Genomic DNA, 21,781 nt, shown 5'->3' on the forward strand with positions numbered 1-21,781 from the left:
TTACACATATTGTCGCGCCAGATGCTGCCGGACCTCAGGAGATCCCCACCGTGCGCGACCAGAGTCACGACGCCCCCGTCCGGGTGTCACCACCGACCGCCGAGCACCACCGCGAAGCGCTGGGCATCGGCGAGTCGACCCCGCGTCTGTCGTGGACGGTGGACGACCCGGCGGGAGGGTGGCGGCAGGCTTCCTACGAGATCGAGGTTTCCGGTCCCGACGGGGTGGTGCGCCGCACCGGCCGGGTCGGTTCCGCGCAGTCGCACCTGGTGCCGTGGCCGGTCGCGCCGTTGCGGTCCCGCGACCGCCGGACCGTCCGCGTGCGCGTGTGGGCCGAGGACGGGCGGAGCACGGCGTGGAGCGGGCCGACCGCGGTCGAGGCAGGTTTGCTGCGACCGCGGGACTGGTCGGCGCGCATGGTCTCCCCCGCCACCACGGCCTCCCGGCCACCGCTGCTGCGGACGGAGTTCACCGTGGCCGGGCCGGTGGCGCGAGCCCGCGCGTACGTCACCGCGCACGGCGTGCACGAGCTGCTGCTCAACGGCGAGCCGGTGGGTGACGACGTGCTGGCGCCGGGGTGGACCAGCTACCACTCCCGGCTGCGCTACCGGACCCACGACGTGACGGCGTCGGTGCGACCGGGGCGCAACGCGGTGGGCGTCGCGGTGGCCGACGGCTGGTACCGGGGCCGGTTGGGGTTCAACGGCGGCACCCGCGCGATCTACGGTGACCGGCTCGGCGCGCTGGTGCAGCTGGAGATCACCTGCGCCGACGGTTCCCGGCAGGTCGTGGGCAGCGACGACTCGTGGCGCGCGGGCACCGGCGGGCTGGTGTCCGCCGGGCTGTACGAGGGTGAGCACTTCGACGCCCGCGACGAGCCGGACGGGTGGTCGCGGGCGGGGTTCGACGACTCGGCGTGGGGTCGGGTCGAGGTGGTGGAGCGCGACCCGGCCACGCTCGTGGCGCCCACCGGTCCCCCGGTGCGGCGGACGGAGCTGGTGCCGCCCGTGTCGGTCGCGGCGAAGGGCGGCGGGCGCTTCCTGCTGGACTTCGGGCAGAACCTCGTCGGCCGGCTCCGGGTGCGGGTGCGCGGTGCGGCGGGGCGGGAGGTGGTGCTGCGGCACGCCGAGGTCCTGGAGGACGGCGAGCTGTGCGTCCGGCCGCTGCGTGCCGCCGTGTCCACCGACCGGTACGTGCCGCGCGGTGGCGGCGTCGAGGAGTGGGAGCCCCGGTTCACCTACCACGGCTTCCGCTACGCCGAGGTGTCCGGCTGGACCGGTGGGCTGGACCCGGCGGACGTGACCGCGGTGGTGTGCCACACCGACATGCGCCGCACCGGCTGGTTCGCCTGCTCGGACCCGGCGCTGGAGCGGCTGCACGAGAACGTGGTGTGGAGCATGCGCGGCAACTTCCTCGACGTGCCCACCGACTGCCCGCAGCGCGACGAGCGCCTGGGCTGGACCGGCGACCTCCAGGTGTTCGCGCCCACCGCGTCCTTCCTGCACGACTGCGCGGGCCTGCTGGTGTCCTGGCTGGCCGACCTCGCCGCCGACCAGCTGCCCGACGGCACGGTGCCGTTCTTCGTGCCCGCCATCCCGACGCTGCCGACCGGTGAGTGGACCCCGGCGTGGCCGGGCGCGGTCTGGGGGGACGCCGCCGTGCTCACCCCGTGGGTGCTGCACGAGCGGTTCGGCGACCGCGACGTGCTGCGGGCCCGGTACCCCGGCGCGCGAGCCTGGGTGGACCTGGTCGAGTCGCTGCTGGACGCCGACGGCGTCTGGCGCCGGGGTCGCCAGCTGGGCGACTGGTTGGACCCCGCCGCACCGCCGGAGGACCCCTGGGCCGCGCGCACCGACGCCCACCTGGTGGCGACCGCCTACGCGGCGCGGTCGGCACGGGTGCTGGCCGACACCGCCGCCGTGCTGGGCGAGACCACCGACGCCACCCGCTACCGCGCACTGCACGAGCGGGTGAGATCCGGGTTCGCCGACACCTACCTGGCCGCCGACGCGCCCGGAGCCGACACACCCACCGCGCTCGCGCTGGCCCTGCGCTTCGACCTCGTGCCCGACGACCTGCGCGAGCGGGTCGGGCGGCGGCTGGCCGAGCTGGTCCGAGCGGACGGGCACCACATCGGCACCGGCTTCGCGGGCACGCCGGTGGTCCTCGACGCGCTGGCCGGCTCCGATCACCTGGACGACGCCTACCTGCTGCTCGGGCAGCGGGAGTGCCCGTCCTGGCTGTACGCGGTGGAGATGGGCGCGACGACGATCTGGGAGCGCTGGGACAGCATGCTGCCCGACGGCGCCGTCAACCCCGGCGAGATGACCTCGTTCAACCACTACGCCCTGGGCTCGGTCGCCGACTGGCTGCACCGCACCGTCGCCGGGCTGTCGCCGGCCGCCCCCGGTTACGCGCGCATCCGCGTCGCGCCCAGGCCCGGGGGTGGGCTGACCACCGCCTCCGCCGAGCACGACACGCCCTACGGCCGGGCCCGGGTGGCCTGGTGGCGCGAGGGCGCCGAGCTGACCGTGGAGGCGGTGGTCCCGGCCAACACCACGGCCGTGATCGACCTGCCCGGGCGCGAGCCGACGCACGTCGGGCCGGGCACGCACCGCGTCACCGCGCCGTGCCGCCCGGCTCAAGAGGACCCCGGCGCGGGTACGATCCCGGTTCGCACAACCGCGGTGGAGGTCTGACGGTGTCGACGGTGGGCATCAAGCAGGTGGCCGAGACCGCCGGGGTCTCCACGGCCACCGTCTCCAACGTGCTCAACCGCCCCGACCGGGTCGCCGCCAGCACCCGCGCCCGCGTACTGAAGGTCATCGAGCAGCTCGGGTACCTGCCCAACGCCGCCGCCCGCACGATGGTCAGCGGCCGGACCAAGGCGGTCGGCCTGGTCGTGTTCGACGTGCGCAACCCGTTCCTCACCGACGTGGCGCGCGGCTGCGAGGACACCATGCTCGGCTTCGACAACGCCGTCATGCTGTGCAACAGCGACGTCTCGCCGGACAAGGAGCGCCGCTACCTCGACCTGATCACCGAGCAGCGGATGCAGGGCGTGCTGATCAACCCCGTGGCGCCCACCGCCGAGTGGCTGGCCGGGCTGCGGGCGCGCGGACTGCGCGTCGTGCTGCTGGACAACGTCGCCGACCTGCCCGACACGTGCTGCGTCGCGGTGGACGACGTCGTGGGAGCCGAGCAGGCCGTGACCCACCTGCTCGGGCGCGGGCACGCCGACATCGCGTTCGTCACCGGCCCGCTGACCATGCGCCAGTCCGCCGACCGGCGCGCGGGCTGCCTGCGCGCCCTGGACCGCGCCGGGAGGACCCACGACACCCTGCGCACCCTGGAGATGGCCGCGTTCACCGTCGAGCAGGGTCGGCGGGCCGCCGAGCGGCTGCTCGCGTCCCGGGACCGGCCCACCGCCGTGTTCTGCGCCAACGACCTGCTCGCGCTCGGCGTCATGCAGGTGGCGCTGCGCCGGGGGCTGGCCGTCCCCGACGACCTGGCCATCGTCGGCTACGACGACATCGACGCCGCCGAGACCGCCGCCGTGCCGCTGACGTCGGTGCACGTCGACGGCTACGAGCTGGGGCAGGCCGCGGCGCGGCTGCTGGCCGACGAGATCGCGCTCGGGGCCGAACACCGCCACGAACGCCGGGTGTTCGAGCCCAAGCTGGTGGAACGCGCGTCGTCCTGACGCGGTCACGGCCTGGTGCGGGGTCGGCGGCGGGCGCGCGGCAGCGGCCGGACCTCGGCTCCCGGGACCACGGTGGTGCTGATCCGGCCGATGCCCTCGACGGTGAGGGTGACGGTGTCACCGGGGCTCAGCGGGCGCTGCTCCGCTCCTCGGCCCCAGAGCTCGGCCAGGCAACCACCGTTGCCGCAGGTGCCGGACCCGAGCACGTCGCCGGGTCGCACCGCGGCGCCGCGTGAGGCGTAGGCGACCATTTCCTCGAACGTCCAGCTCATGTTCGACAGCAGGTCGGAGCCGACGACCTCGCCGTTGACCGCCGCGGTCAGCGCCAGCCGCAGCAGGCCGTCCTCGCGGTACGGCTCCAGCTCGTCCGGGGTGACCAGCCAGGGTCCGAGGGTGGTGGCGGTGTCCTTGCCCTTGCACGGGCCGAGACCGACGGCCATCTCGGCGGTCTGGAGGTCGCGGGCGGACCAGTCGTTGAAGATGGTGTAGCCGGCGATGTGGTCGCGGGCGTGCTCCGGGGTGAGGTCGCGGCCCCCGCGTCCGATGACGGCGGCGACCTCCAGCTCGAAGTCCAGGACCGCCGAGCCGGGTGGCACGGGCACGTCGTCGTGCGGGCCGATGACCGCGTAGGGGTTGCCGAAGTAGAACGTGGGCGCGGCGTACCACTGCTCGGGCACCCCGGCTCCCGCGCGCATGCCCTCGACGTGCTCCTCGAAGGTGACGAAGTCGCGCACGGTCGGCGGCTGGAGCGGGGCCAGCAGCCGCACGGCCGAGACGTGCGGCCCGGGCGGGAGGTCGAGCGCGGCGGCCCCGGCGGCGGGCAGCTCGTCGAGGACGTCGACCAGCGTGGCCGCGTCGACCGGGTGCAGCAGGTCGTCGTCGGCCAGGACGCCGACCCGCTGCCGTCCGTCGTGGTGGTAGGTGGCGAACCTCATGTCACACCGGCGGGGCGACGAAGCAGCCGCGGTCGGGGTCGTTGAACGACTCCTTGGCCACCAGCTCGTTCATCGGGTTGGCGGTGCCCCACTGGTCGCTGACCTCGGGTTGGGAGAGGTCGTAGACGTGCGGGTGCCAGGCGTCCTCGTCCAGCAGCTCCAGCTCGGTGGTGTACTCGACGGTGTTGCCGTGCGGGTCGAGGAAGTAGGAGAACGTGTTGTCGCCGGCGAGGTGGCGGCCCGGTCCCCAGACCTTGCGGACACCCGCGCGCAGCAGCCTGCCGGTGCCGCGCATGTACTCGTCCACGCCGCGCATCTCGAAGGAGATGTGGTGCAGCGCGGTGTGCGGGCCCTTGGCCAGGGCGAGGCTGTGGTGCTGGGGGTTGACGCGCATGAAGTGCATCAGCTCGCCCATGTGCGGTGAGGTGAGGGTGTCCGACAGGGCGAACGACAGGTGCCGCTCGTACCAGGCCCTGGTCCGGTTGAGGTCGGGCGAGTTGAGCACCACGTGCGAGAGCCGGACCGGGATGGCCTCCTTCTCCTCGATGCGGCGGTGCTGCCTGGTCTCGACGTCGGCGGAGACCTCGACGGTGCGGCCGTCGACGTCGAAGAACCGGAAGCCGTAGCCGCCGCCGAGCGTGCCCAGCTCGTCCGGGGTGCTGATGAGCGTGACGCCCGCGGCGATGAGCTGCTCGGCCAGCGCGTCCACGTCGGCCGGGGTGGCCGCGCCGAACGCGATGAGGTCCAAGCGCTTCTCCTCGGCCTTGCGCAGCCGCACCACGTACTGCTCGGGCGAGCCCTCGGCGGCCAGGAAGCTCAGGCCCGAGTCGTTCGCGACCTCGGTCAGGCCCCAGACGCCCGAGTAGAACTCGTGCTGCTTGTCGTAGTCGGGCACGGCGAGGTCGACGTGCCGCAGGTGGGTGAGCAATCGCCTGGTCACCGGGTCTCCTCCGAGTTGAGCAGGGCGGCGGCGTTGCCGCCGCGGACGGCGTGGAAGTCGGGGCCGGGCAGATCGGCGGCGCGCAGGGCGGCCACCGGGTCCTCGGCGCCCATGTCGAACGGGAAGTCGGAGCCCAGGAGCACGCGGTCCGGGCCCGCGACCCGGACCAGCTCGCGCAGCACGTGCGGGTCGTGGACCAGGGAGTCGAACCACAGCCGCCGCAGGTAGTGGCTCGGCGGGTGGGCACAGCCCCGTGCGTCGGGGCGCACGCGCCAGGCGTGGTCGGCGCGGCCGAGGTGGGTCGGCAGGTAGCCGCCGCCGTGCGCGGCGACGACCCGCAGGCCGGGGTGGCGGTCGAGCACGCCGGAGAAGATCAGGTGTGACAGGGCGACCGCGTTCTCGGTCGGCTGGCCGACGCTGTTGGACAGGTACCAGCGGTCCAAGCGCTCGTCCAGGGTGCAGCCGAAGGGGTGCAGGAACACGATCGCGCCGGTCTCGGCGGCCAACTCCCAGAACGGTTCGTAGGCCGGGTCGGACAGCTCGCGGCCGGGCGCGTGGCTGCCGACCTCCACCCCGGCCAGCCCTTCGCCCAACGCGTGGTCGAGGGCCTGCACCGCCAGGTCGGGGTGCTGGAGGGGCGCCAGGCCCAGGCCGCGCAGCCTGTCGGGTGCGTGGGCGCAGTGCTCGGCGGTCGCGGCGTTGGCCGTCTCCCACACCGCGCGGGCGAGGTCGGGACCTGCCCAGTAGTGGTAGTGCGACGGCGACGGGCTCACCAGTTGCACGTCCACGCCCGCGCCGTCCATCGCGGCCAGCCGCCGGGTCACGTCGGTCAGCAACCCCAGCCGGTCGCGGACCATCGCGCCGCTGACGGCCAGCGCGTCCGGCCCGTTGCGGCGGGCGTCCAGCTCGCGTGCGGCGACCAGACCGGGCTCGTCGGCGACGAGCCGGTCCACCTCGGGCAGCAGGACGTGCGCGTGCACGTCCACGGTCGGGGCGGTCACGGGCGTCGCGCCAGCATCGCCATCGTGCGGCCCATGAGGCCGGGCACGTCGGCGTCGCGCACGCCGTCGAGCAGCCACTGCCCGAGTTGGACGGAGGCGTCCACGACCTCGCGCACGCGCGGGTGGCGGCGGTCGCGGTACCCGGTGAGCAGCGCGTCGTCCCAGCTGTCCCCGGTGGACAGCAGCTCCGCGAGGACCAGGGCGTCCTCCAACGACATCGCCGCGCCCTGCGCCAGGGTGGGCGGGCACGCGTGGGCGGCGTCACCGACGAGCACCACCCGGCCCCGGTGCCACGGACCCTCGACCAGCAGCCGGTCGAACCAGGTGTAGTTGACCACCGCCGGGTCGGTCAGCGCCGCCTGGATCTCCGGCCACGGCCCGCCGTAGCCCTGGGCCAGGCGCCGCATCTCCTCGGCGAAGGTCGACGGGTCGATGGCGGTGCGGTCGCGGTTGCGCTCCACCAGGTAGGCGTAGGCGGTGTCCGGGCCGGTCGGGCAGCAGCCCGCGATGAAGCACGACCCGCCGTAGATCATCCGGGTGTGCGCCAGGCCGGTCGGGCGCGGCACGGGAGCCCGCCAGATCGCCATGCCGGTCGGGACCGGCCGGTCCTCGACGCCGATCAGCCGGCGGGTGGCGGAGTTGAGGCCGTCCGCGCCGACGACCAGGTCGTACCGCCCCGTCGTGCCGTCCGAGAAGGAGACCTTCCCGCTGTCCGGGTCCAGGGCGGTGGCGGTGACGCCGAGCCGGACCGACGCGCCGGACGCGCGCACCGCGTCGATGAGGACCTGCTGGAGCCGCGGCCGTTGCATGCCCACGGTGGCGGGCAGGTCGTCGCCACCGATCCGGGCGCCTCGGTGCACGGCCAGCACCTCGCCGGTCGGGGTGAGCAGGCCCAGCTCGTCGAACGGGAACCCCTCGCGCAGCACCTGGTCGATGACGCCGACCTCGCGCAGCACGTGCAAGGCGTTGCCCTGCAAGGTGATGCCGGATCCCGCGGCGGCGTTCCAGTCGGGCTTGGCCTCCACCAGGTCGACGGCGTGACCGGCGCGGCGCAGCAGGACGGTCAGGGCGTTGCCGGCGGTGCCACCGCCGAGGACGAGCACGGTCCGGGTCATCAAGGCTCCTCGGGTCACTTCACGGCGAACGGGTCACTTCACGGCTACCGGGTTCACCGGCGAGCCGACGGCCCCGGTGATCGGCAGCGGTGCGGCGGTCAGCCAGAACTCGTGCACGCCGTCGGCGGCGCAGTCCTCCGCCAGCGCCTCCAGGTCCCACATCTCCCCCACCAGCAGCCCGATGTGCGGGATGACGACCTGGTGCAGGGGCTGGAAGGCGTGCTCGAACTCGTTGGGCCGCACCTCGAAGCCCCACGTGTCGGTGGCGATGGCGGCGATCTCGGTGCGGTGCAGCCACCCGGCCGTGGTGAACGACAGGCCCGGCGCCGGTCCGCCCGCGTACTCGCCCCAGCCGTCGCGCTTCGCGCGGGCCAACTGCCCGGTGCGGACCAGGACGACGTCCCCGCGGCCCACGTCCACGCCGTGGACCTCGGCCGTGGTGGTGAGGTGGGTTTCGGTGATGGCGAAGCCGTCGGGCAGTTCGCCACCACCGATGACTCGCCCGACGTCGAGCAGCACGCCGCGACCGGCCACCCGGGCGGCCATGTGCTCGATGCCGGTGACCAGGTCGCCCTCGGACGTGACGGTGGTGGCGGCGTCACGTCCGTTCCACGCCTTGCCGTGGTCGAAGATGTGCCCGAGCCCGTCCCACTGGGTCGAGCACTGCAACGGCATCGCGATCACGTCGTCCGCGCCGCCGATGCCGTGCGGGAAGCCTTGGAGCCCCGCCGCCGCGTCGGTGCCGGTGTCGAGCATGGTGTGCACCGGGTTGGTGCGCCTGCGCCACCCCTTCTGCGGACCGTTCACGTCGAACCGCTGGGACAGCGAGAAGCTCACGCCCCGGCGGACCAGCGCGGCGCCTTCGCGGCGCTTGTCCTCGGTGAGGAAGTTCAGCGTGCCCAGCACGTCGTCATCGCCCCAACGGCCCCAGTTGGAGCACTTCTCGGCGGCTGCGGCGATGGCGCTCTCGGGATCGGCGCGGTTCACGCCCGTTCCTCCGCGACGCACCGGGTGCGCTGGACGCCCAAGCCGGTGATGGCGCTTTCCATGACGTCGCCGTCGCGCAGCAAGCGGCCGTGGTGCGCGCCGTTGCCCGCCGGGGAGCCGGTGAGCACGAGGTCGCCGGGCAGCAGGGTGGTGGTCTGGGACGCGTAGGACACCACCCGGGCGACGTCGAAGATCATGTCCTCGGTCGACTCGTCCTGCATCGTCTCGCCGTTGAGCTTGAGCGTCAGGCGCAGGTCCGACGGGTCGGCGACGAACTCGGCGGGCACCAGGTACGGGCCCAGCGGGGTGAAGCCGGGCGCGTTCTTCGCGCGCAGCCAGTCCGTGCCGATCTCCCGCATGTCCGGGCGGAACACCAGGTCGCGGGCGGTGAGGTCGTTGGCGATGGTGTAGCCGGCGACGTGCCGCAACGCCTCCTGCGGCGACACCCGGTGCGCGGCCGTGCCGATGACGGCGGTCAGCTCCAACTCCCAGTCCGGCTGCTCGCACCACGACGGCAGCACCACGTCGTCGTACGGGCCCGTGATCGCCGACGGCAGGCCGATGAACACGTACGGCTGGTCCTCGCGCGCGCGGCGGTCCATCAGCTCGGCGGCCCGCGCCCGCGCCTGCTCCTCGCTCTCGGCGGAGTCCGCCGGGCGGTGGGCGACGACGAGGTCGATCACGTGCTGCCGGTAGTTCGCACCGGACTGGAACACCTGGCGCGGCGCGACCGGGGCGTGCACCCGCAACCCGTCCAGCGCTCGCCACTCCAGCGCGCCGTCGCGTGCCACGCCGTGCAACGCGGGCAGCGCGTCGGCCCACCGGTCCAGCACGTCCAGCGTGGACCTCGGCCGCCACTCCAGGACCTGACCCAGGTCGACCACGCGACCGTCCACCACGAGGCCGGGGAACGACGGGCTCCCCGGTTCCGAGAAGGTGCCGAGCGCGAACCGGACCGGTTGCGGCGGTGTTGCCATGAGGTGTCCTCCCGTGTCGTGAGGACTACTGTGACCCGCGTCAAAGAATCACGGAAATGAATGTTCGTGATGCTTTGCATCCACACCGTGGATAGTGGAGGCGTCGGTGAACCTGTCCAACCTCGACCTGAACCTGGTGGTCGCGCTCCGGGCCCTGCTGGAGGAGCGCAACGTCACCAAGGCGGGACAGCGCATCGGCGTGACCCAGCCCGCGATGAGCGCGGCCCTGGCCCGCCTGCGCCGCCACTTCGACGACCCGCTGCTGTCCCGCACCGGGTCGCAGTACGAACTGACCCCGCTGGGCACGGTGCTGCGCGACCGCGCCGCGACCGCCTGCGACGTGCTGGAGCGGGTGTTCAGCAGCCAGGCCGACTTCGACCCGCGCACCGACGACCGCGAGTTCACGCTCATCACGTCCGACTACGGCGCGGCGGTGTTCGGCGTCGCCCTGGCCCGCGAGCTGCACGACGTCGCGCCCGACGTGCGCCTGACGTTCCGGCAGACCTCGCCGGCGCTCCTGGACAACCCGGGCACCCTGCTCAGCACCGTGGACGGGCTGCTGCTGCCGCACGGCGTCATCGACGGCTTCCCCGCCGTCGAGCTGTTCACCGACCGCTGGGTGTGCCTGGTCGCCGACGACAACCCCGACCTCGGCGGCGAGCTCACCCTCGACCACCTCGCCCGCCTGCCCTGGGCGGTGTACCAGCGCGCCTACGACGCCCCGGTCACCCGACAGCTCAGCATGCTCGGCATCAGCCCCCGCGTCGACGTGTCCGTGCCCTCGTTCCACCTGCTGCCCCCGCTGGTCGCCGGCACCCGGCGGGTGGCGCTGGCACAGCAACGCCTGGTCGAGCGCTTCCCCGCGCCGGGGGTGCGCGCCCTGCCCTGCCCCTTCCCCGCCGTGCCGGTGCAGGAAGCGCTGTGGTGGCACCCGGTGCACACCCAGGACGCCGGGCACATCTGGCTGCGCGAGGTGGCGGCGAAGGTGGGTCGACGCATCGCCGCCTTGTGACCCGTCACCCGACGGATCGCCCGAACAGGTGCCGCGCACGGTCTGCGACCAAGGGGTTGTTGCCCGGGGGACTTCGACTTGCCCGACCCGCGGATCATCCGCCCGGTCACCGCCACGGGCAGGGCCGCAGGTGTACCGCCGGCGGGACGTCCGCCGACTTCGGCACCACGCCAAGGCACTCGCGACCAGCGGTGGAACGGCGGCATCGGGCGGATCGCCACGAGCTGAGCCGCGTCGCGTTGGGTGTCGGTTGGGCGCGCGTTCCCTCTCCCGGAGGTCGGTGAGGGCCTTCGGGAGAGGGACTGGCGCGTCCGGTCAGCTGCCGTGGGTCCGCCGGCGTCCGGTGAGGAGCAGCACGGCGGCGCCGGCCGTGGTCAGCAGGACGGCGAGCAGCACGGCCGTGCCCACGCCGCCGACGCCGGTGGAGGCCAGACCCGTCGGTCTGGGTGCGGACGCCGCCGGCGAGGTGGTCGGGACCGGGCCGGTGGAGGTCGTGCCGGTGGAGGTCGTCGGGGTGGTGGTCGGGGGTGCGCAGGCGCCGTTGGCGGTGGGGTCGGTGTCGCCGACGGCAACGGTGAAGACGTCGCTGTCGGTGGCGGTGCGGCCGTCGGCGAGGGTGGCGACGACCTCGACGGTGATCCGGTAGGTGCCCTCCGCGCCGAAGCCCCAGTTGGCGTGGGCGTGGGTGCCGAGCGGGACGGTGGTGGTGTCGGGCAGGCCGTCGCCGGAGTCGACCAGCACGACGGGGGTGATTCCGGTGAGGAAGATGCCGAGGCGGCCGGGGCCGTCGACGGCGGTCACGCGGAGGTCGACGCCGCCGGCGACGTCCTGGGGGCTGAGGGACTCGGTGTTCCACCCGGCCCACACGATGCCGGGGATCTGGGTCTGCGGGATGAGCCAGACCGGTGCGCCCGGTGCGCCGAGGAACGAGTAGGCGGGGTCGGCGGGCACGGTGTTCCGGGCGGTGGGGACCAGGTGCAGCACCACGTCGGCCGGGTCGCGCCACACGGCCCGGTCGGGCCCGGCGGCGCCGTCCTTGACCTGGGTGGTCAAGGTGCCGTCGAGGATGCGCGGGGCGATGAGGTCCACGTGACCATCGTTGAGGACCACGCACGACGTGGGCGGCGCAGTGGTGGTCGTTGTGGCCGTCGTGGTGGCGGCGCTCGTGGTGGTCGTAGTCGTAGTCGTGGTGGTGGTCGTGGTGGTGGTCGTGGTGGTGGTCGTCGGGTCCGCTCCCGTGCCGGGCTTCACGGTCGTGGGGTCGACCGCGCCGACGGCGATGGCGTAGGCCGTGGTGTCGCGCAGCGCCCTCCCGTCGGAGGCGGTGGCCGTGACGGTGAAGGTCAGCCGGTAGACGCCCTCCGCGGTGAACGTCCAGTTGGCGTGGGCGTGGGTGCCCAGCACCAGCGGGTGCTGCTGCGGCAGCGGCAGGGCGGTGTCGAAGACGCGCGGCAGCGGCTCGCCGACCGGTCCGCTCTGGAACACGGTCAGCTTGCCGGGTGCGGCGCTGCCGGGCAGGTCGCCGCCGATCGCGTCCAGGGTCCAGCGCACCGAGTCCGGGTCGACCTGGTCGGCGGTCAGGGACTCGGTGTTCCACCCGGCCCACACCACGTCGGGGTCCTGGATCTCGGGGATGAGCCACAGGTCGCTGCCCACCGGGCCGAGGAAGGCGTACTCCGGGATGTCGGGCACCTGGATGCGCGACTCCGGCTTGACGTGGGTGACGACCTGTTCGGGGTCGCGGACCGTCGGCGGCGCGGTGTTGCCGTCGTTGAAGCGGATGTCCAGCTCACCGTCCACGACGACCGGCGCGAGCAGGTCCACGTGCCCCACGTCGACGACGGTCGCGGACTCCTGGGCGGAGGCCGGGACGAGGGGCAGCACGGCGAGGGCCGCGACCGCGAAGGCGGCGACCGCGGCTCTCGCGCGGGTCGGGGTGGTCACGGCTTCTCCTTGGCGGGACGGCGGCGGGCGAGCACGAGCGCGGCTGCGCCGGTCACGACCAGAACGAGCGCGAGGCCGGCGGTGGCGGGCAGGTCGGCAGGACCGGTGGAGGCCAGGCGGTTCGGCGGGCCGGTCCGCCGGTCGGCGTTCCCCGGCTGCTGGTGCTGCTGCGCCGGGGCGTTCCCGCCGTCACCGACGACGAAGGTGTAGGACTCGGTGTCGGTCAGGGCTCCGCCGTCGGCACGGGAGGCCGTGACGGTGAAGGTCAGGCGGTAGCGGCCGGGCTCGGCGAACGCCCAGTTGGCGTGCGCGTGGGTGCCCAGCGGGACGGAGAGGGTGTCCGGCAGGCCGTCGGCGCTGTTGAAGACGATCTCCGGCGCGCCGAACGAGCCGGTGGTGAACAGCCCGAAGGCGCCTGGGCCGTCGACCGCGGTCAACGCCCACGTCACCGGGCCCGACACCTCGGCCGGGCGCAGTTCCTCGGTGTTCCAGCCCGTCCACAACAGGTCCGCGCGCTGGGTCTGGGGCAGCAGGAAGACCTGCTCCCCGGCCCCGCCGAGGAACGACAGCGCCGGTTGCGCCGGGAGTTCGGCGCGCGCGGCGGCCGTGACCCGGAACTCGACGTCCGCGGGTTCGCGCCAGGTCGTGACACCGGTGGCCGTGCCGTCCTTGACCTGGACGTGCAGGCCGTCGGGCAGCAGGCGGAGGGCGACCGCGTCGACGTGGCCGCGGTCCAGGGCCACCCGACCGGTGGCCGTCGGCGGCTGCTGCGCGGCGGCCTCCACCCGCGGCTGCGGCGGTGCGGCGGCCATGGCGGGCGCCTGCGGGAGCACCTTCGGCTCGACGGCGACCTCCGGTCGGGTGATCTCCGGCCGGGTCGCCTCGGTGACGACCAGCCGGTAGTCGCGCTCGACGGCCAGCGGCCGGCCGTCGAGCGCGTGGGCCGCGGCTTCGAGGCGGAGCAGGTACTCGCCGGGAGCCGGCGCGTCGACGCTCAGCGTTCCGCTCGCGGCGACCGGGACCACGACCGGCTCGCCGTGCGGCACCTCCTCCGCGGAGGCGTCCACCGCAGGTCCCCCCGTGAAGGAGGTGCGCAGTTCGACCCGGTCCCCGAACACCGAGCCGGGTTCGATGGCGGTGGTGTCCCAGCGCAGTTCCACCCGTTCGGCCTCGGCGGTGACCGCCGGCGCGTCGGGTGGTCCGTCAAGCGCCAGTCGGTCGGCTTCCACGTCCAGCACGGCGTCCGCGACGGGCGCGTCGGGTTGGCTGGTCGGTCCGGGCTCGGCGATCGCGGCGGGTGCGGTCATCAGCAGTGCGGCGGCCACGCCGAGCAGCGCACCGGTCCTGGTGGGGGTCACGACTTCTCCTCGGCGAGAGCGGCGGGGACGGCGGTCCGACGGGTCCTGGTGAGCAGGCCGTGGCGCGGCGCGAACAGCCAGCACAGCAGGAAGATCGCGGTGAGGGTCAGCACGATCAGACCACCGGCGGCCAGGTCGAGCGCGTAGGACAGGTACAGGCCGAGCACGCTCCCGCCCGCGCCGATCAACGGCGCCAGCAGCATCATCACGCCGAGTCGGTCGGTGAGCAGGCGTGCCGCCGCGGCGGGCGTGACGAGCAGGGCGAGCACCAGGATGTTGCCCACCGCCTGCAACGAGATCACGATGGCCAGGGTCACCATCACGTGCAGCGCCACGTCCAGCCAGAACACCGGCAGGCCGACCGCGCGGGCCTGTTCCCGGTCCAGCGTCGCGGCCACGAAACGGCTGTTGAGCACCGCCGTGCACAGCAGCACCGCCGCGCCGATCACCGCGACCGACGCCACGTCGGAGTCGCTGATGCCCAGGATCGAGCCGAACAGGAACGACTCCAGCGAGCCGCCGTAACCGGGCGCGGTGCTGAGGATGACGATCCCCAGGCCGAAGGACGCGGCAAAGAAGATCCCGATGACCGAGTCCTCCTTGAGCCTGCGGTTCTGCGAGAAGACCGCGATCAGCAACGCGGTGATCACGCCCGCGACCGCACCGCCGAGCACCAGGTTGGCGCCCAGCACGAAGGCGACCGCGATGCCGGGGAAGACCGCGTGCGAGACGGCGTCGCCGATGAACGCCATGCCGCGCAGCACGACGTGACTGCCGATCACCCCGCAGACCAGGCCCGACATCAGCGCCACCAGCAGCGCGCGGCGCCAGAAGTCGTACTCCCACGGCGCGGTCAGGAACTCCGCGAACGCGGTCACCCGGTCACCCCCAGCGCCTTGAGCAGCTGCTCGGCCCGGTCCAGGCCGAAGGTGCGCAGCCAGATGTCGGTGTCGGCCAGCGCGGCCGGCTCGTCGTCGGCGACGACCGTGCGGTTGAGCAGGCACAGCCGCCCGCACAGCGTGGTCGCGGCGGCGAGGTCGTGGGTGGTCATGAGCACGGCGACGCCTTCGTCGCGCAGTTCGGTCAGCAACGTGCTCAGCAGCTCCTGGGTGGGCGCGTCGATGCCGGTGAACGGCTCGTCCAGCAGCAGCACCTGGGGCCGCAGGGCCAGCGCGCGGGCGACCAGGACGCGTTGCCGCTGGCCGCCGGACAGCTCGCCGACCGGCCTGGTCCTCAACCCCGCCATGCCGACGCGGCTCAAGGCGTCCGCGACGGCTTCGCGGTCCTGGGCGGTGCGGCGGCGCAGCAGGCCGGTCAGGTGCGTGCGACCGGTGGCGACCGTGCCCTCGACCGTGACGGGGAAGTCCCAGGCGAACTCGTGTCGCTGCGGCACGTACCCCAGCGAGCCCTGTGCCTGGCGCGGTGCGCGACCACCGACCACGACGGAGCCCTTGTGGACCGGGACCAGGCCGAGCGCGGTGCGCAGCAACGTGGTCTTGCCCGCGCCGTTCGGCCCGATCAGGCCGACCAGCTCCCCGCTGCGCAACCGGAAGTCCACGTCGGACAGCACTTCCCGGCCGCCCAGGTACACGGTCGCGCCGGTGATGTCCAGCACCGGGTCAGTCATCGGTCCCCCTCCTCGCACGGCGGGAGCGGACGACCAGCGCTGCCGCCGTCCCGACCACCAGCACGCCGCCCACCGCGATCCACGCCCAAGGAGGACCCCCGACAGGGGTATCAGCGGGGTGAGCCTCGGCTGTGCCGGACGGCGGGGCGCTCTGCCCGGTCGTGGCGAACGCCGTCGCCGGGTCGCCCGGACCGACGTGCACCCGCAACGTCGCGCGGTCCGCGCGGCCGTCTGCGGCGGCCATCTCGACGTCCAGCGCGTAGGCCCCGGGTGCGGTGAACACCCAGTTGCCGTGCACGTGGGTGCCGGTTTCGACGCCGGTCTCCTGCGGGTAGGGGCGATCACTGCCGAAGATGGTCTCCGGCGTGCCGAAGTTGCCGGTGAGGAACAGCTCGAAGCGGCCGGGGCCCTCGACGCCGTGCAGGCGCCAGTCCACCTCGCGGCCGGCGACCTCGGCGATGCCGGGGTCCTGGGTGTTCCACCCGGGCCACACCACTTCCTGGTCCTGGACCTGCGGCAGCACCCAGATGTCGGCGCCGGGGGCGCCGAGGAAGGCGTAGGCCGGGTCGTCGGGGACGGTGGTCCTGGCCGCGTCCGCGACCTGGAGCACCACGTCGGCGGGGTCGCGCCACACCGGCCCGTCAGCCGTGTCGTCACGGATCTGGAGGGTCCACTCGCCCTCGACCATGCGCGGACCGAGGTCGATGTGGCCGTCGGCGATGACGAGCGGAGGTTCGGCGTTCGCGGCCGGTTGGACGAGCAGGAGTGCCGCGGTGGTCGCGAGCAGGACCCGGATCAGGCGAGGCACCGGGCGATCTCCTCCGCGTTGTGGCGCATCATGTCCGCGTAGCTGCGGGCGTTGTCGTCGAAGGAGTCGCCGTAGAGCAGGCACACCTGGACGCCTTGGTCACGGGCGACCTGGGTGAGCACCGAGCCGCGCTGCGCCAGGTTGGGTTCCATGAACACGGCGGGCACTCCCAGGTTGCGGATGGTCTCGGTCAGCTTGCGCACGTCCTCGACGCTCGGTTCCTGCGCGGGGTTGGGCACCACGAACCCGGCCACGGTCATCTCGTAGGCGCTGGCGAAGTAGCCGAACCCGTCGTGCGTGGTGACGAGGTGGCGGCGGTTGCGGGGCACGGCCGCCACGGTGTCGCGGACCTGCTCGTCGAGCTCGTCGAGCCGGGTGAGGTAGTCGCGGGTGTTGCGGTCGTACTCCGCCGCGCCGTCCGGGTCCGCGGTGCGCAGCGTGTCGCGGATCAGCTCGGCGTAGGCGCGGCCGTTGCGCACGTCCTGCCACAGGTGCGGGTCGATCTCGCCGTGCACGTGCTTGCCCAGCACCGCCTGCGGCAACTGGTGCACCGAGGAGCCACCGGCGCCCAGGAACGCGAACCGCGCGTCGTCGGGGATCGTGGTGATCGCCTTGTTGGGCACCTCGATGACGGCCTCGGAAGCCGGCACGACCTCCTGGGTGGCGCCGCCGGCCCGGTCGTTGAACGTGTACAGCTCGCCGGTGTCCAGGTCCACGGTCACGTCCGTGTGCCCCTCGTTCAGCACGGTCTTCGCGATGCCGGTCGGGTCGACGCCCACCGCGAAGGTGAAGGTGCTCTCTCCCAGCGGCACCTCGTCACCTCCGTTGAGCAACGACGCGCGCATCGTCAGCCGGTAGGTGCCCGGTGCGGTGAACGCCCAGTTGAGGTGCGTGTGCGCGGCGGGCGGCAGCGTGGTCGAGTCCACATCGGACAAGCCGTCGCCGGAGTCGAAGTACACCACCGGCTTGCCCAGCGACTCGGTCAGGTACGCCACGAGCTCGCCCGGACCCTCCACCGCCGTCGCGGTCAGCCGCACCTCCGACGTGCGCGTGGCGCCGCGCTGCTTGCCGTCACCGCGCACGCGCAGCCCGAGCCAGAGCACGTCCAGGCCGACGTTCTCCACCAGCGGGATCACGTGCGCGCCGTAGGTCTCCGACGCTTCGGCCAGCGAGACGTTCGGCGTGCCCTCCCGGGCGTTGGCGTCGATGGCCTTGATGAGCCGCTGTTCCTCCAGCAGCAGGTGGTTGGTGAACGTCACGTCCGCCGCGGCGACCTTCTTCGCGTCGGCGGGTGTGGGCTCGTAGGAGTGCGGGTCACCGCCGGGTGGCACCAGCGAGTCCACTCGAACCCTGTCTCCCCCGACGTTGCGCACCAGGTCGGCGAGGATCTCGGTGGTGGCGACCACGGACAGGCCATCGCCGTCGTCTTGTCCCCCCGCCGAGGTGCACGCGGTCACGGTGAGCAGGACCGCGCACAAGGACGCGGCGGCCCGTGAGGGCGCACGCACTCGCATGTGTTCTCGAACCTCCAGACGCCCGTCACCCGACCGGTGGGGGCACCCGCGAACTTAATACCAACGACAACCGTTTTCAATACGCCATCCGGCCCTGTCGACAACGATTGCCATTTGCCACACTGGCCGCCCCGGCGCACCGACCCCGAAGTCGGACTCCCACACTCCGGGAAGCGCTCCGTGTGGCCGTATTGAAAACGATAATCGTGTGCAACACTCCGGGCACGGTCCTCCCGGGCCGGAACACCTGCACGATTGGAGTGCAACGACCTTGCGCACGACTGCACGCATCGCCCTGCTCGTGGCGGCGGTGACCGGCCTGTCCGGCCTCGTCGCCGCTCCCGCGACGGCCACCCCGGTCGCCACCGTCGACTCGGGCCACGTCGACGTCTTCGGCGTCGCCTTCGAGGACGGCACGTTCGACCTGCACGTCCACGACGAGACCAACGACGTCGAGTACGCGCCCTCCGAGGTCCTGCTGGTCGCCAAGTCCGCGGCGAAGACCACCGTGCCCGCCGATCCCGCCTACGCCTTCCTCGGCGCACCCGGCGCACCGGTCTGGGTGCTGCCCGAGATCGAGGACCCGAACCTGATCTGGCCCGGCATCGCCACGGAGGAGGTGGAACCCGGCGTCTTCGTCGACGGTTCACTGCGCCTGAAGGTGACGCGCGCCTACGGTCCCGGCGACTTCAGCATCTTCACCACCGACGCCGTCGGCGCGCCGAACGTGCTGGTCGACAGCGGCAACGGCCTGCCCGACCGCATCGACCTCTCGGCCGCCAACCACGTGCACGCCAACTGGGCGTTCGAGGCGGCCGGCTACTACCGCATCACCGTCCGCGCCGTCGGCACCCTCACCGCGACCAACGAGCGCGTCGTGTCCGCACCCACCACCTACACCTTCAAGGTGAACAAATGATCGCCCGCCTCTCCGCCGCCGCATTCGCCGCCGGACTCGCCCTGCTCACCACGGGAACCGCGCACGCGGCCGTGACCATCTCCGCCGGCCACGTCGACGTCATCGACGTCGACTGGACCGGCAGCGCGCTCACGCTCGACCTCCGCGACAGCACCGTGTCGCCCGCCGTCGACCGCGACCCGTCGACCGCGACGCTCAACGCCGTTCCGGCGAGCAAGTCCACCGTCCCCTCCGGCAGCGCCTACTCGTTCCTCGGCGCACCCGGATCGGCGTTCTGGGTCCTGCCGCAGAACTCGGTCAACGGGATCCTGTGGCCGGGCTTCGACACCAGTGGCGTCCCCACCGGCGTGCTGCTGAACAACTCGCTGACCGTGAAGCTCGTCTCGGTCACCGGGCCCGCCGACTTCAGCGTCTACACCACCGGCTTCGGCGGGGCCGTGACCGTGTGGTTCGACAGCGGCAACGGCCTGCCCGACAACCGCACCCTGGCGATCAACAGCCACGGCCACGCCAACTGGGCCTTCGAGGCGGCCGGCACCTACACCGCCGTCTTCGAGGTCACCGCCACCAAGGCGGCGGGCGGCGCGGTCACCACCGGGCAGAAGAGCTACACCTTCACCGTGCAGCCCTGACCTCCGCGGAGGTCTGATCCACCGGTCCGCGACCCTCACCGCCCAGTGGGGGTCGCGGGCCTCTTCAACGGCACGGTCCTCGTTCGCCTCCGCCGCCGGCGACCCGGCCGGCAGCCGGCCGGTGCCGGGCACGTCCCGGAACTCGCGGAGCACCGCGGTTGATCTTAAGTATCCCTAGTTTGACCCACCCGGATTGTTTACGGCGGGGTGGCGCTCGATGGTGGGCGTCGAGCGGCCGTCAACGATCGTCCCTGCCCGACGGGCGCTCCTCCGGCTGGTGTTCCCGCCGGTGACGCACAGTGGAGAAGCCCTTATGCGACAACGGAACACGAAGTCCGCCCCCCTGCGCGCGGCGATCAGAGCGGTCGTGCTGCTCGGGGTCGCCGCCACCGGCATCGTCACGGTGTCCGCCCCGGCGTCCGCCGAGAACGCGATCCTCGGCGCGGACGCGCCGGGCGCGGTCAAGGACCGCTACATCGTCAAGCTCAAGGACGTCCCCGCCGCCCTTCAGACGGCCTCGGCCGACAAGGCCCGCCGCTACGGCGGCGAGCTGCGCCACCGCCTCGACCTCGTCAACGGGTTCTCGGTCACCATGACCGAGCAGCGGGCGCGCAGGCTGGCCGCCGACCCCGAGGTCGCCTACGTCCAGCAGGCGCACCTGATGACGATCGCCGACACCCAGACCAACCCGCCGAACTGGGGCGACGACCGCATCGACCAACGCGACCTGCCGTTGAACAACGCCTACACCTACCCGACCAACGCGGGCCAGGGCGCGCACGTGTACGTGCTCGACACGGGCATCAACGCCGGTCACACCGACTTCACCGGCCGCACCTCGACCGGTTACGACTTCGTCGACGGCGACGCCAACCCCGGTGACTGCCACGGCCACGGCACCCACGTCGCCGGCACCGCCGCCGGCACCCGCTACGGCGTGGCCAAGAAGGCGACGGTCCACGCGGTGCGCGTGCTGGACTGCCAGGGCTCGGGCGCCAACGACGACATCATCGCGGGCATCAACTGGGTTCGCGACAACGCGGTCAAGCCCGCCGTGGTCAACTACAGCATCGGCTGCCGCCAGCGCTGCTCGGACCCGACGCTGGACAACGCGGTGAAGGCGCTGATCAACGGCGGCGTGCAGTTCGTCATGGCCGCGGGCAACTCCACCGACGACGCGTGCGGCTACAGCCCGCAGTACGTGACCGCGGGCGTGACGGTCGGCAACAGCACCAACTCCGACGCCCGGTCCAGCTCCAGCAACTACGGCTCCTGCCTCGACCTCTGGGCCCCCGGCACGAACATCGTCTCGGCGTCGCACACCAGCACCACCGGGACCGCGACGATGACCGGCACCTCGATGGCGTCCCCGCACGTGGCCGGCGCGATGGCGGTCTACCTGTCGCAGAACCCCTCCGCCACCCCGGCGCAGGCCCGCGACGCGCTGGTCACCAACGCCACCCCCGACAAGCTGACCGGCATCGGCTCGGGCTCCCCGAACCGCCTGCTCTACACCGGGTTCCTGACCGGCGACCCCGGTCCCGGCCCGGATCCGACGGACTGCGCGAACACCAACGCCGGCAACGTCACGATCAGCGACCTCACCACCGTCGAGAGCCCGATCAGCCTGTCCTGCTCCGGCGCCGCGTCGGCTGCGAGCACCGTCCAGCTCGACATCAAGCACACCTTCCGCGGTGACCTGGTGATCGACCTGATCGCCCCGGACGGCAGCGCGTACCGGCTCAAGAACTCCAGCAGCACCGACAGCGCCGACAACGTCACCGGCACCGCCACGGTGAACCTGTCCGGCGAATCCCGCAGCGGCACCTGGAAGCTGCGGGTGCGCGACGTCGCCGCCAACGATGTCGGCTACATCGATTCGTGGACACTGACCATCTGACCTCTGACCCTCAGAGACCCGCTGACCCGCTGACCCGCTGACCCGCGCCGGCGTCCCGGAACCCATCCGGGGCGCCGCGCGGCGGCGCGGGTGAGCGAGCGCCGAGTGGCGCGGCCGAGGTCCCACCGGGTCGTCAGGTGGCGGTCTCGACGTCCGGGCCGCCCTCGACGTAGATGCCCTCGGGTCCGGTCGGCGCCGTGCGGAAGGCATCGTGGGAACCGGGTCCCCAGATCCTCTCTTCCCAGGCCCTCAACGGGATTCCCACGAGTTCGCGAGGATCACCGTCGGGGACGTCGTCCTGAGCCAGCAGGACGTACGGCGCGCACGCCAGCGCGCACCCCACCTCGTCCTCGGCCGCGTAGACGGCTTTCGCGGCGATGTAGGCGAATCGCGTGGTCGACACGTGAGG

General features: G+C 72.9%; 19 protein-coding genes. 6 read left to right on the plus strand and 13 right to left on the minus strand.

The window, feature by feature from the left end; genetic code table 11:
* Positions 1-50 precede the first annotated feature (50 nt).
* Positions 51-2,699: a family 78 glycoside hydrolase catalytic domain gene (locus ACQPYE_RS21990; protein WP_498714013.1), complete on the plus strand. Its 2,649-nt coding sequence runs from the start codon at positions 51-53 to the stop codon at positions 2,697-2,699.
* Between the two features lie 2 nt (positions 2,700-2,701).
* The gene (locus ACQPYE_RS21995; RefSeq protein ID WP_498714015.1) at positions 2,702-3,703 is read left to right on the plus strand and encodes a LacI family DNA-binding transcriptional regulator; all 1,002 of its coding nucleotides are present in this window, start codon (positions 2,702-2,704) and stop codon (positions 3,701-3,703) included.
* A gap of 5 nt (positions 3,704-3,708) precedes the next feature.
* Here the strand turns inward: ACQPYE_RS21995 and ACQPYE_RS22000 are convergent, their stop codons facing one another.
* From ACQPYE_RS22000 to ACQPYE_RS22025, 6 genes are read right to left on the minus strand one after another with little or no spacing between them, the layout of a single operon-like run.
* Positions 3,709-4,638 (minus strand): fumarylacetoacetate hydrolase family protein, encoded by a 930-nt coding sequence (locus ACQPYE_RS22000; protein ID WP_498714017.1) that lies wholly within the window; start codon positions 4,636-4,638, stop codon positions 3,709-3,711.
* Position 4,639: 1 nt separating this feature from the next.
* Complete coding sequence (locus tag ACQPYE_RS22005; protein ID WP_498714019.1) at positions 4,640-5,578, minus strand: VOC family protein; 939 nt, start codon at positions 5,576-5,578, stop codon at positions 4,640-4,642.
* Positions 5,575-6,579 (minus strand): amidohydrolase family protein, encoded by a 1,005-nt coding sequence (locus ACQPYE_RS22010; protein ID WP_498714021.1) that lies wholly within the window; start codon positions 6,577-6,579, stop codon positions 5,575-5,577. Before ACQPYE_RS22010 ends, ACQPYE_RS22005 begins: the two co-directional genes overlap by 4 nt.
* Positions 6,576-7,694, minus strand: a complete 1,119-nt coding sequence (locus ACQPYE_RS22015) for an FAD-dependent oxidoreductase (protein WP_498714023.1) — start codon at positions 7,692-7,694, stop codon at positions 6,576-6,578. Before ACQPYE_RS22015 ends, ACQPYE_RS22010 begins: the two co-directional genes overlap by 4 nt.
* Before the next feature lie 33 nt (positions 7,695-7,727).
* Positions 7,728-8,681, minus strand: a complete 954-nt coding sequence (locus tag ACQPYE_RS22020) for a cyclase family protein (protein ID WP_498714025.1) — start codon at positions 8,679-8,681, stop codon at positions 7,728-7,730.
* On the minus strand, positions 8,678-9,658 hold the full coding sequence (locus tag ACQPYE_RS22025; protein ID WP_498714027.1) for a fumarylacetoacetate hydrolase family protein: 981 nt from the start codon (positions 9,656-9,658) through the stop codon (positions 8,678-8,680). The genes ACQPYE_RS22020 and ACQPYE_RS22025 overlap by 4 nt, the downstream gene beginning before the upstream one ends.
* 106 nt (positions 9,659-9,764) lie before the next feature.
* On the opposite strand from ACQPYE_RS22025, the gene ACQPYE_RS22030 reads away from it, so the two are divergent.
* Positions 9,765-10,670, plus strand: a complete 906-nt coding sequence (locus tag ACQPYE_RS22030; protein WP_498714028.1) for a LysR family transcriptional regulator — start codon at positions 9,765-9,767, stop codon at positions 10,668-10,670.
* 315 nt (positions 10,671-10,985) lie between these two features.
* On the opposite strand, the gene ACQPYE_RS22035 is transcribed toward ACQPYE_RS22030, so the two are convergent.
* The 6 genes from ACQPYE_RS22035 to ACQPYE_RS22060 are packed head-to-tail and all read right to left on the minus strand — an operon-like array spanning position 10,986 to position 17,921.
* Positions 10,986-12,614 carry a choice-of-anchor M domain-containing protein gene (locus ACQPYE_RS22035; protein ID WP_498714030.1) on the minus strand — a complete coding sequence of 543 codons (1,629 nt, stop codon included), beginning with the start codon at positions 12,612-12,614 and terminating at the stop codon, positions 10,986-10,988.
* On the minus strand, positions 12,611-13,972 hold the full coding sequence (locus tag ACQPYE_RS22040; RefSeq protein WP_498714031.1) for a choice-of-anchor M domain-containing protein: 1,362 nt from the start codon (positions 13,970-13,972) through the stop codon (positions 12,611-12,613). Before ACQPYE_RS22040 ends, ACQPYE_RS22035 begins: the two co-directional genes overlap by 4 nt.
* Positions 13,969-14,850 (minus strand): anchored repeat-type ABC transporter permease subunit, encoded by an 882-nt coding sequence (locus ACQPYE_RS22045; RefSeq protein ID WP_498714032.1) that lies wholly within the window; start codon positions 14,848-14,850, stop codon positions 13,969-13,971. The genes ACQPYE_RS22040 and ACQPYE_RS22045 overlap by 4 nt, the downstream gene beginning before the upstream one ends.
* A complete protein-coding gene (locus ACQPYE_RS22050; RefSeq protein ID WP_498714034.1) occupies positions 14,847-15,599 on the minus strand; it encodes an anchored repeat-type ABC transporter ATP-binding subunit in 753 nt (250 codons plus the stop codon). The genes ACQPYE_RS22045 and ACQPYE_RS22050 overlap by 4 nt, the downstream gene beginning before the upstream one ends.
* Positions 15,592-16,407 (minus strand): choice-of-anchor M domain-containing protein, encoded by an 816-nt coding sequence (locus ACQPYE_RS22055; RefSeq protein ID WP_498714036.1) that lies wholly within the window; start codon positions 16,405-16,407, stop codon positions 15,592-15,594. The genes ACQPYE_RS22050 and ACQPYE_RS22055 overlap by 8 nt, the downstream gene beginning before the upstream one ends.
* The gene (locus ACQPYE_RS22060) at positions 16,395-17,921 is read right to left on the minus strand and encodes an anchored repeat ABC transporter, substrate-binding protein (RefSeq protein ID WP_498714038.1); all 1,527 of its coding nucleotides are present in this window, start codon (positions 17,919-17,921) and stop codon (positions 16,395-16,397) included. Before ACQPYE_RS22060 ends, ACQPYE_RS22055 begins: the two co-directional genes overlap by 13 nt.
* Positions 17,922-18,192: 271 nt before the next feature.
* Here ACQPYE_RS22060 and ACQPYE_RS22065 point away from each other — a divergent pair, with 271 nt between their 5' ends.
* The 3 genes from ACQPYE_RS22065 (at position 18,193) to ACQPYE_RS22075 (ending at position 21,372) form a co-directional block, all read left to right on the plus strand.
* Entirely contained in the window at positions 18,193-18,840 is a 648-nt protein-coding gene (locus ACQPYE_RS22065) for a choice-of-anchor M domain-containing protein (RefSeq protein WP_498714039.1), read from the plus strand.
* Positions 18,837-19,472, plus strand: a complete 636-nt coding sequence (locus ACQPYE_RS22070; protein ID WP_498714041.1) for a choice-of-anchor M domain-containing protein — start codon at positions 18,837-18,839, stop codon at positions 19,470-19,472. The genes ACQPYE_RS22065 and ACQPYE_RS22070 overlap by 4 nt, the downstream gene beginning before the upstream one ends.
* 313 nt (positions 19,473-19,785) lie before the next feature.
* Entirely contained in the window at positions 19,786-21,372 is a 1,587-nt protein-coding gene (locus ACQPYE_RS22075; RefSeq protein WP_498714043.1) for a S8 family serine peptidase, read from the plus strand.
* Positions 21,373-21,505: 133 nt separating this feature from the next.
* Here ACQPYE_RS22075 and ACQPYE_RS22080 read toward each other — a convergent pair whose 3' ends face one another.
* Positions 21,506-21,775 (minus strand): histidine decarboxylase, pyruvoyl type, encoded by a 270-nt coding sequence (locus ACQPYE_RS22080; protein WP_498714045.1) that lies wholly within the window; start codon positions 21,773-21,775, stop codon positions 21,506-21,508.
* Positions 21,776-21,781: the final 6 nt, after the last annotated feature.

This window comes from Actinosynnema sp. CA-299493, assembly GCF_050946825.1.
Lineage (GTDB): Bacteria > Actinomycetota > Actinomycetes > Mycobacteriales > Pseudonocardiaceae > Actinosynnema.

What these genes read in the sequence shown, in the direction of transcription:
- ACQPYE_RS22015 (WP_498714023.1), bottom strand. Translation starts at nt 7,694, where the DNA reads ATGACCCGGACCGTGCTCGTCCTCGGCGGTGGCACCGCCGGCAACGCC.
- ACQPYE_RS22070 (WP_498714041.1), top strand. Translation starts at nt 18,837, where the DNA reads ATGATCGCCCGCCTCTCCGCCGCCGCATTCGCCGCCGGACTCGCCCTG.
- ACQPYE_RS22000 (WP_498714017.1), bottom strand. Translation starts at nt 4,638, where the DNA reads ATGAGGTTCGCCACCTACCACCACGACGGACGGCAGCGGGTCGGCGTC.
- ACQPYE_RS22025 (WP_498714027.1), bottom strand. Translation starts at nt 9,658, where the DNA reads ATGGCAACACCGCCGCAACCGGTCCGGTTCGCGCTCGGCACCTTCTCG.
- ACQPYE_RS22060 (WP_498714038.1), bottom strand. Translation starts at nt 17,921, where the DNA reads ATGCGAGTGCGTGCGCCCTCACGGGCCGCCGCGTCCTTGTGCGCGGTC.
- ACQPYE_RS22050 (WP_498714034.1), bottom strand. Translation starts at nt 15,599, where the DNA reads ATGACTGACCCGGTGCTGGACATCACCGGCGCGACCGTGTACCTGGGC.
- ACQPYE_RS22075 (WP_498714043.1), top strand. Translation starts at nt 19,786, where the DNA reads ATGCGACAACGGAACACGAAGTCCGCCCCCCTGCGCGCGGCGATCAGA.